Raw genomic sequence first — 12,222 nt, forward strand, 5'->3', positions numbered from 1 at the left:
CGCGTGACGCCGGCGGCCTCGCTTTGTGCGCGCGTGACACGCACGTCGCGCATGTCACTCATCGCGCCGCGCGGCGTCGAGATCGCGGAAGCGCTCGACCGCATCGCTCGGCTCGAAGTCTTCCAGTTCGAACAACGGGCGCACTTCGATCTCGCCGTCGGCCATTTCGCCGAACGGCGCCGGAAAACGCCGCGCCCATTCCATGGCTTCCTCGCGCGAGCGCACCTGGATCAGCGTATAGCCCGCGATCAGCTCCTTCGTTTCGGCGAATGGGCCGTCGACGATCGTGCGCTTGCCGCCCGAATAACGGACGCGCCAGCCTTTCGAGCTCGGCTGCAGGCCCGTGGCGTCGAGCAGCACGCCGGCCTTCGCCAGCTCTTCGTGATAGGTCGCCATCGCGGCGATCAGCGATTCGTCCGGCATCGCGCCGGATTCGCTCGTCGCAGTGGCTTTCACCATGATCATGAATCGCATTGCAGTTCTCCTTTGAATAAAAGCGGGTGGGAAGGGCGGAATCGCGCTTCTGCCTGAACGACGAACCATGCGCGCGCGGATCGACATTTGCGCATGCGGATCAGGGTAAACACTGATTATCCCGTGCGCAGCCCGCATGGGCCTCGCCCTATTCCTTCACTCGTAGCAAGGCGCGATCTTGCGGACTTCCACGGTGCACCAATGCGCGGCCGGACACTCCGCCGCGATCGCGACCGCTTCGTCGAGGCTCTCGCAGTCGAGCAGGTAAAAGCCGCCGATCATTTCCTTCGCTTCGGCGAACGGCCCGTCGACGAACCGGGGCTCGCCTTCGCGCACTTGCACTCGCACGGCTTGTTCGGTGGACGCGAGCGATTCGACGGCGCGCAGCACGCCGCGCGCCTTGAGGTCTTCGGCGAAGCGCGACATGGCGTCATAGAGGGCGCGTCCATCTTCGACGGTGCGGTGGTTGCGCTGATCCGGCGACTCGACGATTAGCAACAAGTAGGGCATGGCGTCTCCATTGGGTGAGGGGGCGGCACGGATGCGACGGGACGCGCCGCTCGAACCGTCTCAGGATAGTGCAGGCTGGCCGTGTCCGCCATTTGTCGCTTCCGGCACCGGGCCGCGAAAGACTTTGTGCTGCCCCGTAACACCTCGTAAGAGCTGTCGAAAATCGCTCGCTTCTTGCGTCATCGCGTTCTCGTGCGCGGCGGGATCATTCGTTGCCAGGCGTGTATTTGCGTCCACTCAGCGCCGGCAAAACGGCAGTTTCCATGGACTCCTATGCAACTGCCCGATCTCAATGCCAACCTCAAGCAACCCCCAGCGAGACCTTCGATGAACATCAACGGCAATCACAACCCCGCTACCGAAGCGACCACCACCCACAACTGGCCCAAGCCTGCGGCACAGCGCAACACGAGCGACCCGCTGGTCCCGCTGCCCGAAACGCCGACGCAGCCCTCGGCGCCGGGCGGCCTGATCGGCAACACCATCAACACGACCGCCTGAGCGCCGGGAGCCGCCGTGCGCACCTCTCCATTCTTCAAGCGCTGCGTGCGCGGCGCCGCGTGGCTCACGCTCTGCGCCGCGCTTACGCAGCTCGCGGGCTGCGGTCTCGCCGCCTTGCCGTGCCGTTTGACGTCGGCCACGCTCGACATCGTGCCGGTCGTCGGTCACGCCGCGGCGACCCCGTTCGAAGCCTGCGCGTCGGCGATCGATTAGCCGGCGCGATCAAGTCACGAGTCAGCGATGAAAATCCCACAGTCCGCTTGTGCATTGGCCGTCGCTTGCGTGGTTTTCGCGAGCGTATCGCCCGCGTTGCGCGCCGACCCGGCGCCGGCTGCCGCGCAACACGCCCGGCTCGCATCGAAGACCGCAGCGGCCGGCGCCCGCGGCAAACCCGCGGCGGCTCCCGCGCCGTTCAGTTTTCGCGGCATCGCGCTCGGCGAAACGCTCGAGGCGTTTCGTACGCACGAAGCCGCGCGCGCGGTGCCGGTCGGCAGTGTCGCGATCTGCGAGACGGACATGGCGGCGGCCTCGCTCGGCATGCGCTTCAAGACGAGCGATAGCCTAACGATCGCGTGCCGCTGGGGGCACGCGGTGCACGACGGTTGGGAGGCGTCGCAGGCCGTCGTCGACGGCGTGCCCTCGCTCGATCACGTGCTGCGTTTCGCGAGCCCCGACGGGCAGGGCCCGCTGCGGCTCTACGAAATGTCGTTCGTGATCGACGAAGCCACGGCCGCGGATCTCCGCCAAGGGCTCGGCTTGAAGTACGGCGCGCCGCGTCTCGACACCGGCTGGGACCCGTCCGCGAGCCATGCGGCACCCGTGTACGTCTGGGAGAACGCGGTCAGTTCGATCACGCTGTGCTTCCTGCCGGCAACCCGCAACGCCACGCTGACGTATCTCTTGAAGCGTCCGGATGCGCAATTGAAATCGGTCGAGCGCCAATGGCAAGCCAGCAACTCTGATTCCGGCTGACTTGTGCGAGGGAAAACATGAATACTTCACGCATGGCGCTGCTGGCCGCCGCCACCGCCTGTCTGGCCGCTTGCTCGACGGATCAGCATTCGATCGTCGAAACGCCGATGTACCCGCCGCTTCAAACGGCGCCGCTGAACGTCAACACACAGGGCTCGATCTATCAGACGAGCACCGCGCTGTTGCTCTACGAGACGCCGCGTGCGCAGCACATTGGCGACGTGCTGACGATCCGCTTGGCCGAATCGTATTCGGGCACCGACGTCGCGGATGCGGCGGCGAACCGTTCGAGCTCCATCACGGCGGACGCCGCGGACCACTCCACGAGCGCCGCCACTACGCTCGCGCGGCTCTTCAATGTCGGCTCGGCCTCGACCGACTACAAAGGGCACGGCAACATTTCGAACACGACCGACATGAACGGCACGCTCGCCGTCACGGTGATCGGCACGCTGCCGACCGGCAATCTGCTGGTGTCGGGCGAGAAGGTGATCGCGATGAGGGACAATCGCGAGCGCTTGAGGCTGTCGGGCGTGGTCAACCCGAAGGATATCGATCAGGGCAATTACGTCGCGTCGAACAAGGTCGCGAATGCGCGCATCGAGCAGGCGGGCGTGGGCATGCTCAACGATGCGACCACCGTGGGCTGGCTGCAGCGGATGTTCTTGAGTGTGCTGACGTTCTGAGATTCTGCTTGAAGGGGGGGGAGGTTTGGGTTGTCGTGCAACTTTGAATTTGCGGTGGGTGCTGGGGTTGTGGCGTTTTGCTTGGGTTTGTGGTGCAACTTTGATTTCGCGGCGGTTCGTATAGTCCGTCCCTCCCCGGGACCGGGGTTACTTTTGTCCTTGCCAAAAGTAACCAAAAGCGCGTCCTGGGCGGACGGCCTAGCCCGGAGGCACTCAACCCTGTTAGTACCGGCGTTCCAAGCGCAACCGTGGGAAACCGTTATTGCTCGCCGTAAGTCCCGTTAGTACGAGGCACAGAATTGTGCAGAGCCGAACCAAATCGAAGCTACCGATTTGGCCGCGCCCCACGTTGCCTGCGATTGGGAATGAGCGTGAGCGCATGGGCCCACCGCAAGACAAGCACTTTCAGGTCTTTCCTGACCTCCATCGCCGATTTGACGCGAACGGACGAGATTCTGTGCCGCATGCAAACGGGACTAAAGGCGAGCGACAACGGTTTCCCACGGTTGCACTCGGAACACCGGTACTAACAGGGTTGAGTGCCTCCGGGTAGGCCGTCCGGCGAGGACGCGCTTTTGGTTACTTTTGGCAAGGACAAAAGTGACCCCGGTCCCGGGGAGGGACGGACTATACGTACCGCCGCGAAATCAAAGTTTTCACGAAAACCCGAACGGCAAGAACAAAACCCCAAAGCCATTTTAGATAGCGAGTCTCAGTGCGCCTGCAGCGTCTGCACCGCGTGTTCTTGCACGAACCGCTCGGCCGCGCCGAGCTCGCCGTGGGGCACGAAGATATACCCCTGTCCCCACACGGTTTGCACATAGCGCGGCTCGGACGGGTCATTTTCCAACAGACGCCGCAAACGCCAGATCGACACATCCAAGCTGCGGTCGCGATACGTGACGCCGTGCCCGCGCAATTTCTCGTTGAGCTGCGCGCGCGAGAGCACCGTCATCGCATGCTTCACGAAGATCTTGAGCGTGGCGAATTCGCCGGAGCGCAACATGATGCGTTCGCCGTCGCGAAGCAGCTCGCGCGACGAGAAATTCACTTCGAAGCGGCCGAAGCGATACGGCGGCAGATTCTCCGGCGCACCGGGCACGATGGCGCCATGGCGGCGCAGCACCGTGCGAATCCGCGCGAGCAGTTCGCGTGGATCGAACGGTTTGGCAACGTAGTCGTCGGCGCCGAGTTCGAGGCCGACCACGCGGTCGATCACATCGGCGCGCGCGGTCAGGAGGATCACGGGAATGTCGTCGCCGGCCACGCGCAGCTCCTTGAGCGCGGAGATGCCGTCCTTCTCCGGCATCATGATGTCCAGCACCACGAGCGTGGGCCGCTCGACCTGCAAGCGGCGTTTCAAGCCCTTGCCGCTGTGCAGGACGGAGACGTCATAGCCTTCCAATTGCAGGAATTCGCGCACCAGGTCGCGCACGACGGGGTCGTCTTCTACAAGCAGGATGTGGTGTGTCATGCCATCGATTCTAAAAGTCGAAAATGCGATTGGTATTGCCGGAGTCTTTCGCTTTCTTTCTCTAGACGAATGCTGGAGCGCCGCAGCGCCGGCCGCCGGCCGGGCTGCCGGATGACGGCCGGCCCCTCAATCATTGGGCGAGCTTTTGGCGACTTGCGTTACCTCGGTCGAGCGTTCGAGCACCATCCGGTCGATCATCCCGCGCAGCTTCGTCGACGCGCTCGCGAAGCGGTCGCTGCTCAAGCCTTGCGTCGTGTAGCGCGCGGAAACGGCGATCCGGCCGTTCTGGATCAGCGTGAGATCGATCGCCGACAGATAGGGCGCGGCGTCGCTGCTGAACGCGTCGCGGCCGTAATCGACCGCGGCGTTATAGACGAGCCGCGCCTCGCAGCCCGGCGGCGACGCGCCCGGATTGTAGACATCCGAGCGCACGCCGCGGCGGAAGAGCGCGAGCTGCAGCGCGGGCACGAAGTCGCTGACCGATACGGTCTGATTCCATTCGATGCACACGTTATGCAGTGCGACGGGGTCTCCATTGACGAACGTCGGCGACGAGTAGTGCGACGAGACGGCGAACCCCGCCTGGACGAGCGAGCCGGCCGCGTCGGCGGCCGTGATCAGCGTCCACGCGCAGCCGTTCAGCACGAGCGCCGCGGCAGCGGCGCAGGCGAGCCGCACGCCGCTGCCGATGCTCGAAAACCGCGCCTGTTTAGTGAACGGACTGCGCGTTTCGTGAGGTTTCATCGGGCGCGTGGGCGTTGGCATGCGTGACGGTTCCAGCGGGGTTCGGCCGTCATCGCCGTCAACGCGTGATGCGCAGGCGCAACTCGTCTTGTCCGACCACGCTTGCCGTGACGTTCACGCGGCGGTCGTCGTCCTTGACGATGAAGTGCTGGCGCGTCGGCGTGTTGACGTCGTGCACGACGTTCGGCAGACAAGCGGCCACGTCGGCGCCCAGTTCCTCGAGCGGATCGTTGACGAACCCGTCGGCCTGCCAGTGCGCGCGCCAGTGGCAATCGAGCACATGGGCGCTCGTGCGGCAGTCTTGCGCGGCATCGATGCCGGGCAGCCGCGCGGCGGTTTCCGAGCGCAACTGCGCGAAGTCGCTTGAAGCGACGATCGCCTTCAGGGCGGGACAGATATCGGGCGGCTCCGGCGTTTCGCCCGCGTGCGCCGTCGTGATCGCGAATGCGGCGGCGGTGCACGCGAGCACTGCGCGGGCGAGCGTTGAGAGAGGTGATTGCGCCAAGCGCTTGGCAGCGTGGCGTGCGCGCTGATCGAATGACATGTGCGGAATCCGGTAGTGGAGAGTGGGTAGCAAAGGGTTGCAACGGGCCGGCCTTCTCCAGCCGGCACCATCATCCTGATTCACGCGAGCGGTTTTCAAAGGAGTGAACAAGGCGCCCGGTTCGCAATTGCTCACCGAGTCTTTGGGCGGCTTACCGATTATTTCTTCCTCGCGACGCTCTTCTCGATGCGATGTAAGGCCTAGTGAGGACTCCGTCATCGTGCGGAGGGAACGGAAACGCTATCGTCTGTCCGCGTTGCACCACGACTGCATCGACCGCTATCGCATGGAGATCCGACACATGAAAAAGCCATTCCTGACCGCCTTGACGTTCGCTGTGCTGACGAACGCCGTCTCGCTCGCCTCGGCGCAAGACGTGCCCAACGTGCCGTTGCCCGGCCGCGAGCGCTTCGGGCCGCTGCACGACATCAGCCTTGTGCCGCCGATGTTCCCCGGCACCGTGGTCATCAACGATCTGGAGCAGCTGCATCGCCTCTATGCCATCACCGGCCGCGAAGACGAAATGATCGGCATCTATCACGACGTGCTGAAAACGACGCAGGACCCGATGATCCGCAACTACGTGTACGACTCGCTCGCGCGCGCGCAACTGAAGCCCGCGCGCACCGACGACGCGATCGCGACGCTGCGCACGAGCCTCGCCGAAGACCTTGCCGAGCTGCAGCGACATGCGCCGACCAACCTCGCCGACAAGAACTGAGGATTGCTGATCGAATGGGAAAGAGTCGGTGAGAATTTTCCGGGCAAGCGATGCTCAAGCGCGGCTGCAGGCTTGTCGATAGCCCGGATATCTCACTACTCGACGGAGGAAGATCATGATCAAGATTCTGATTGCCATCGCGATCGCCGTGGGTTTGCAAGGTTGCGCGACGACGGCCGAGACCTTTGCGGCGGGCGCGGGGATCGGCACGCTCGCGTTCCTTGGCGCGGAAAGCATGTGGCACAAATAGGGCGATTCGGGCGATGCGAGTCCCGGCGCGAGAGCCCTTGTGCGCATCGAAAGGCAGCCGTGGGGGAACTGGGCGTCATCGATCCGTTCATCAACCGGATTACGTTTTGCGAGGCTCATGCTTAGCGAGGGCCTAGCGATCGGCTTGGCTTGGGCGCTTCCGATAAACTGCGCATCGTTTGCGCGGTCATCGAGCCGCGCGTAACCCATCTGAAAGCAATCATCCGATGAGCCTGTCGATCGCCGCCACCCTGGATGCGGCTCAACAACATTTTCACGCTGGCCGGCTCGACGAGGCGGCGCAACTGCTGAGCGAAGTCGTCGAGGCCGATCCGGCCAACGGCGACGCGCTCGAGGGCCTTGCCTACATCGCCGCGAACCGCCGCGACGCCGCGCTCGCCGCCGATTACTTCGATCGCGCCATCGCGCATTTGCCGATCACGCCCGAGCGCTTGCGCGACGCCGGCGCGGCGAGCCAGGCGGCGGGGCGCCATGCGCGTGCAGTCGAGCTATTCGAGCAAAGCCTGCAGCTCGCGCCGCGCGATCTCGTGACGCTCAACGCCGCAGGGATGTCGCTCTCCGAGTTGGGCGAGCACGAGGGTGCGCTGCAGATGCTGATACGCGCCCGCGACGTCAGCCCCGGCATGTGGCAGATCCACTACAACATGGGCCGCGCGCTCGGCTTCCTCGGACGCTACGACGACGAGATGGCCGCGTACCGGCGCGCGATCGAGCTGAAGCCCGATTGCGTCGCAGCCTACGTGAACCTCGGCGTCGCGCTGCGCGATCTGCACCGTTTCGACGAAGCCTTGCGCGTGTTCAAGAAGGCCGTGCAGCTCGATCCGAACGATGCGGGCGTGCGCACGAACCGCTCACACACGAACCTGCTGCTCGGACAATTCGAGCATGGCTGGCGCGAGTACGAATGGCGCTGGCGCGACGGCAAGCAGCCGCTCGAGTTCGACGGGGAGCGCCTCTGGCTCGGCGACGCGCCGCTTGCCGGCAAGACCTTGTTCGTGCACAACGAGCAGGGCTTCGGCGACACGCTGCAATTCGTTCGCTACGTCGAGGCATGCAAGAAGAAGGGTGCGCATGTCGTGCTGCGCGTGCAGAACGAGTTGTTGCCGCTCATCGCCAGTTACAGCGGAGCGGACGTCGTCATCGGCATGCGCGACGAGGTTCCGCCGTTCGACTATCACTGCCCGCTCTTGAGCCTGCCGTTTGCGCTGAAGGCGCACGCGTCGCCGATACCTTCAGCGACGCCGTATCTGCATGCAGACGAGGCGCGACGCGAGCCATGGCAGCAGCGGCTCGCGGACGAGCTGCGGCCGCGCATCGGCGTCGCATGGAGCGGCAGCCGGACCCATGTGAACGACCGCCGCCGCCGTTCGATGCAGCTTGCTGAATGGGCGACGCTGTTCGAGGCCGATGCGAGCTTCGTGTCGCTGGTGAAGGATGTTCGGGAAGACGATCGCGAGACGCTGAGCAGCTTGAGCGCTTCGGGAACGGTGCAAGACGTGTCGGACTCGCTCGCATCGTTCGCGGACACCGCCGCGCTGATCGCCGAACTCGATCTCGTGATCTGCATCGACACGGCGGTCGCGCATTTGGCCGGCGCGCTCGGCAAACCCGTGTGGATCTTGCTGCCGTACTCGCCGGATTGGCGCTGGCTGCTCAATCGCACCGACAGCCCGTGGTATCCGAGCGCCCGCTTGTTCCGTCAAGCGGATCGCATCGATTGGGCGCCGGTGATCGCGCAGGTGCGTGCCGCGCTCGACGAGTTTGTGGGCTCGATCGAACGCGGCTGACCTTCACTCGCTTACTGCACGGCTACCGCTGCGTAGTTCTGCCGCCCAAACGGGCTCACCTGATACCCGCTCACGTTCGCACGCGTGATCGCGGCGGCGGTCGGGTAGCCCAGCGGAATCCACAGCGCCTGATCGTGGATGATCTGCTGCGCGTCCTGGTACGACTTCACGCGCTTGGTTTGATCCGGCGTCGCCTTGCCGTCGGCGATCAGCTTGTCCAGTTTCGGATCGCAATAGCGCGCAAAGTTGATGCCTGAGGTCACGGCGTTGCAACTGAAGAGCGGCGACAAGTAGTTGTCGGGGTCGCCGTTGTCGCCCGCCCAGCCCATGAAGAGCAAGTCGTGCTGGCCTTGCTTCGCCTGCTTGATGAGCTCGCCCCATTCGATGACCTTCACATCGGCCTTCACGCCGATCTTGGCCAAGTCCGCTTGCAGCAGCTCGGCGCCGGCCTTCGGGCTCGGGTTCAGTACGCTGCCGTTCGGGCGCACCCAGATCGTCGTCGAGAAGCCGTTCGGATAGCCGGCGTCGGCGAGCAGCTTCTTCGCCTTGGCCGGATCGTAGGGATAGGCGGCGATCGACTTGTCGTAGCTCCACGTGTTCGGCGGATACGGGTTGTTGGCCGGCAGCGCGGTGTTGTCGAACACGACTTTGAGGTACGTGCTGCGGTCGAACGCCATGTTCAGCGCCTGGCGCACCTTCGCGTTATCGAGCGGCTTCTTCTGCGTGTTCAACGCGACGAACGCGGTCATGAATGCGGGGGTCTGCACGACCTTGAGCGACTTGTCGTTCTTCGCATCGGCGACGTCCTGCGGCTTCGGCGACAGCGCGATCTGGCATTCGCCCGCCTTCACCTTTTGCGCGCGCACGGACGCGTCGGGCGTGATCGCGTAGATCAGCTTGTCGATCTTCGGCTTGGCGCCCCAGTAAGTCGGGTTCGCGTCGTAGCGGATGATCGCGTCCTTCGTGTAGCTCTTCAGCACGAATGGGCCGGTGCCCACCGGCTTCGCGTTCAGATCGGCTTGCTTGCCGGCCTTCGCCAGCTGGTCGGCGTACTCGGCCGAATAGATCGACGCGAAGCCCATCGTCAGGATCGGCACGAACGTCGCATTCGGTTCGTTCAGCTCGAACTTCACGGTGCTGTCGTCGACCTTCGACACCGACTTGATCAGCTTCGCGAGGCCCATCGATTGCGCATGCGGGAAGCCGCTCGGGCCCGCGATCTTGTGCCAGGGGTTGTTCTCGTCGAGCATCCGGCTGAACGTGAAGACGACGTCGTCGGCGGTCAGCGGCCGAGTCGGCTTGAAGTCATCCGTGGTCTGGAACTGGACGTTCGGGCGCAGATGGAACGTGTAGGTGAGGCCGTCGGCGCTCACGTCCCAGCGGTCGGCGAGCGCGGGCACGACTTTCTTCTGCTGCTCGTCGTAGGAGACGAGCGAGTTGAAGATGACGTCCGCCGACGCGTTCGTCGTGACGAGCGAGTTGTACTGGACGACGTCGAAGCCATCCGGGCTCGCTTCGGTGCAGACGGTGAGCGGCTTGGCGAGCGCCGCGAGCGGTGCGGCCGAGAGCGTGGTGAGCGCGGCGGCAAGCAAGGCGTAGCGCGGTTTGAAACTGAAGCGCATGTGATCTCCCATGGCAAGCGTGGTGACGCAATTCGTTCAAGTTTTGATTCGGCGCGTCGTTCGGCGCCCGGTGCTCGGGCGACGGAACGCGCGGTGCGGCATGCTGGCCGCTTTATTCTGATCCGTTTCGAGCCGCCGCGCAGCGCGAGGCTGGCGATCGATGCAAGGCGCGGCGAGCGACCCGGCGCCGGGGCACTGTATCGAAAGCGCGTAGCAAGGCCAACGAAACAATCGGAATATCGTTATGCCGCGTGGGCGCCTGCGGGTGCCGCCGTTCGGTGCGCTAAATCGCGGCGCGTGCTATCTGCATCAAGTAATCGATCCCGGCAATCGCCCGCGATCCGTACCACGACACCATTTCGCCGTCGATCAGTTCCACCTTTTTGCCGGCGAGCCACGGGTCGGCGGCCAGCGCGTTGCGGTGCGCATCGGTGAAGCGATACGGCTCGCTCGACAGCAGCACGCGCTCGACATTCGCGAGCCACGGCGCGTCGAAATCGAACGACGGGTAGCGGGCCGCGCCCGTCGCGCCGCCCCTCACCGCCGGCCACGTGTGCCAGTTGACGAGCCGCAGCATCGCCGAGATGTAGGTATCGCGCGCGACCGTCATCCACGGCTCGCGCCAGATCACGTAAAGCACGCGCCGCTCCGGCCACGCTTCCAGCGCGAGCGCGCGCAGCCGCGCTTCCAGCGTATCGGCGAGGTGCCGGGCGGCGTCGCGGCAATCGAAGATCGCGCCGAGGAGCGTGTAGAGCGCGATGTTGTCGCGCGGCGTGAGCGGATGGGTGACGACGATATTCGGCACGAACGCGCGCAGCAGGTCGACCGTCGCGGGTTCGTTTTCGTCGATATTGACGATCACATGCGTGGGTTTCAGTGCGCGAACCGCGTCGATCTTCACGGCTTTCGTGCCGCCTACCTTCGGCACCGCGCGCACGCGCTCGCGAGGATGAATGCAAAACCCGGTGCGCCCGACGATCCGTTGCTCGAGCCCCAACGCGAACAGCAGCTCGGTGATGCTCGGCACGAGCGAGACGATGCGCGCGTTCGCGCCTGCGGGGGCGTGCGCGACGCCGGCGGCATCGACGGCAGGCGCAGCACGCATCGCGCTACTCCGGGGCGTCCGAGACGTTTTTGGCGTCCGCCGCCCGCGGTTTGCGCGGCGCCTTTTCGAGCGTGCGATCGTAGATCCAGCGCGGCAGGATGTGCAGCAGAAGCGCTGCGATGCGCATCTGCCACGGGAAGATCGCGAAGCGCGTCTTGCGCGCGATCGCATCGGCCGTCTTGGCGGCGAAGCGGTCGGCGTCCATCAGGAACGGCATCGGATACGGATTGTGCTCGGTCATCGGCGTACGGATGTAGCCGGGCGCGATCGTGACGACCGCCACGCCGTGCGGACGCATTTCGACGCGCAGCGATTCCAGATACTTGAGCGCCGCCGCCTTCGACGCGCTATACGCGCCAGACCCGGGCAGTCCGCGCACGCCCGCCACGCTCGCGACGCCGACGAGCGTCCCGCGCCGCGCTGCGCGCATCTGCGCGGCGAACGGCTCGAAGGTGGCGACCATGCCGAAGTAATTGACCTCCATCACTTCGCGAAACGCGTCGAGGTCGCCGTGGCCAGTGATGACGCCTTTGCTGATCCCCGCATTGGCGATCACGACATCGGGCATGCCGTGCTGGGCGATGAACTGCGACGCCGCGTCGGCGAGCGCGTCTGCATCGCGCACGTCGGCGGGATAGATCGAGATGGAAGTCTTGGGGAAGCGTTGCGCGAATTCGGCGAGCTTGTCGCCGCGGCGGGCAACGAGGCCGAGAATCGCGCCGCGCCGCGCGTATTCGCCGGCGAGCGCAAGGCCGATGCCGCTCGAGGCGCCGGTGATGAAGACCTTCAATGACGAATTCATGCCGGCGCCC

15 protein-coding genes are annotated in these 12,222 nt (G+C 64.8%); 7 read left to right on the forward strand and 8 right to left on the reverse strand.

Going from position 1 to position 12,222, the window contains the following annotated elements; all coding sequences use genetic code 11:
- Positions 1-54: 54 nt before the first annotated feature.
- Together FAZ95_RS01805 and FAZ95_RS01810 are read right to left on the reverse strand one after the other, a co-directional pair.
- Complete coding sequence (locus FAZ95_RS01805; RefSeq protein ID WP_137330870.1) at positions 55-474, reverse strand: YciI family protein; 420 nt, start codon at positions 472-474, stop codon at positions 55-57.
- A gap of 156 nt (positions 475-630) precedes the next feature.
- Positions 631-984 (reverse strand): YciI family protein, encoded by a 354-nt coding sequence (locus FAZ95_RS01810; RefSeq protein WP_137330871.1) that lies wholly within the window; start codon positions 982-984, stop codon positions 631-633.
- 327 nt (positions 985-1,311) lie between these two features.
- On the opposite strand from FAZ95_RS01810, the gene FAZ95_RS39160 reads away from it, so the two are divergent.
- The 4 genes from FAZ95_RS39160 to FAZ95_RS01825 are packed head-to-tail and all read left to right on the forward strand — an operon-like array spanning position 1,312 to position 3,143.
- On the forward strand, positions 1,312-1,485 hold the full coding sequence (locus tag FAZ95_RS39160) for a hypothetical protein (protein ID WP_175425499.1): 174 nt from the start codon (positions 1,312-1,314) through the stop codon (positions 1,483-1,485).
- 45 nt (positions 1,486-1,530) lie between these two features.
- The gene (locus tag FAZ95_RS01815; protein WP_367872586.1) at positions 1,531-1,698 is read left to right on the forward strand and encodes a DUF6726 family protein; all 168 of its coding nucleotides are present in this window, start codon (positions 1,531-1,533) and stop codon (positions 1,696-1,698) included.
- A 27-nt stretch (positions 1,699-1,725) separates the two neighbouring features.
- On the forward strand, positions 1,726-2,457 hold the full coding sequence (locus FAZ95_RS01820; RefSeq protein WP_137330873.1) for a hypothetical protein: 732 nt from the start codon (positions 1,726-1,728) through the stop codon (positions 2,455-2,457).
- Positions 2,458-2,474: 17 nt separating this feature from the next.
- On the forward strand, positions 2,475-3,143 hold the full coding sequence (locus FAZ95_RS01825) for a flagellar basal body L-ring protein FlgH (RefSeq protein ID WP_137330874.1): 669 nt from the start codon (positions 2,475-2,477) through the stop codon (positions 3,141-3,143).
- Between the two features lie 712 nt (positions 3,144-3,855).
- On the opposite strand, the gene FAZ95_RS01830 is transcribed toward FAZ95_RS01825, so the two are convergent.
- The 3 genes from FAZ95_RS01830 to FAZ95_RS01840 form a co-directional block, all read right to left on the reverse strand.
- On the reverse strand, positions 3,856-4,617 hold the full coding sequence (locus FAZ95_RS01830; protein ID WP_137330875.1) for a response regulator: 762 nt from the start codon (positions 4,615-4,617) through the stop codon (positions 3,856-3,858).
- 126 nt (positions 4,618-4,743) lie between these two features.
- A complete protein-coding gene (locus FAZ95_RS01835) occupies positions 4,744-5,382 on the reverse strand; it encodes a hypothetical protein (RefSeq protein WP_254699784.1) in 639 nt (212 codons plus the stop codon).
- 37 nt (positions 5,383-5,419) lie between these two features.
- Positions 5,420-5,905, reverse strand: a complete 486-nt coding sequence (locus tag FAZ95_RS01840; protein ID WP_137330876.1) for a hypothetical protein — start codon at positions 5,903-5,905, stop codon at positions 5,420-5,422.
- A 301-nt stretch (positions 5,906-6,206) separates the two neighbouring features.
- On the opposite strand from FAZ95_RS01840, the gene FAZ95_RS01845 reads away from it, so the two are divergent.
- The 3 genes from FAZ95_RS01845 (at position 6,207) to FAZ95_RS01850 (ending at position 8,683) form a co-directional block, all read left to right on the forward strand.
- Positions 6,207-6,626 carry a hypothetical protein gene (locus tag FAZ95_RS01845; protein ID WP_137330877.1) on the forward strand — a complete coding sequence of 140 codons (420 nt, stop codon included), beginning with the start codon at positions 6,207-6,209 and terminating at the stop codon, positions 6,624-6,626.
- Between the two features lie 115 nt (positions 6,627-6,741).
- Positions 6,742-6,876 (forward strand): hypothetical protein, encoded by a 135-nt coding sequence (locus FAZ95_RS40475; protein ID WP_302674739.1) that lies wholly within the window; start codon positions 6,742-6,744, stop codon positions 6,874-6,876.
- 226 nt (positions 6,877-7,102) lie between these two features.
- Positions 7,103-8,683 carry a tetratricopeptide repeat protein gene (locus tag FAZ95_RS01850; RefSeq protein ID WP_137330878.1) on the forward strand — a complete coding sequence of 527 codons (1,581 nt, stop codon included), beginning with the start codon at positions 7,103-7,105 and terminating at the stop codon, positions 8,681-8,683.
- An 11-nt stretch (positions 8,684-8,694) separates the two neighbouring features.
- Here FAZ95_RS01850 and FAZ95_RS01855 read toward each other — a convergent pair whose 3' ends face one another.
- The 3 genes from FAZ95_RS01855 to FAZ95_RS01865 form a co-directional block, all read right to left on the reverse strand.
- Positions 8,695-10,305, reverse strand: a complete 1,611-nt coding sequence (locus FAZ95_RS01855; RefSeq protein WP_137330879.1) for an ABC transporter substrate-binding protein — start codon at positions 10,303-10,305, stop codon at positions 8,695-8,697.
- Positions 10,306-10,588: 283 nt separating this feature from the next.
- Positions 10,589-11,410 carry a helical backbone metal receptor gene (locus FAZ95_RS01860; protein ID WP_137330880.1) on the reverse strand — a complete coding sequence of 274 codons (822 nt, stop codon included), beginning with the start codon at positions 11,408-11,410 and terminating at the stop codon, positions 10,589-10,591.
- Positions 11,411-11,414: 4 nt separating this feature from the next.
- Complete coding sequence (locus FAZ95_RS01865; protein ID WP_137330881.1) at positions 11,415-12,212, reverse strand: SDR family oxidoreductase; 798 nt, start codon at positions 12,210-12,212, stop codon at positions 11,415-11,417.
- Between the last annotated feature and the right edge of the window lie 10 nt (positions 12,213-12,222).

This window comes from Trinickia violacea (assembly GCF_005280735.1).
Lineage (GTDB): Bacteria > Pseudomonadota > Gammaproteobacteria > Burkholderiales > Burkholderiaceae > Trinickia_A > Trinickia_A violacea.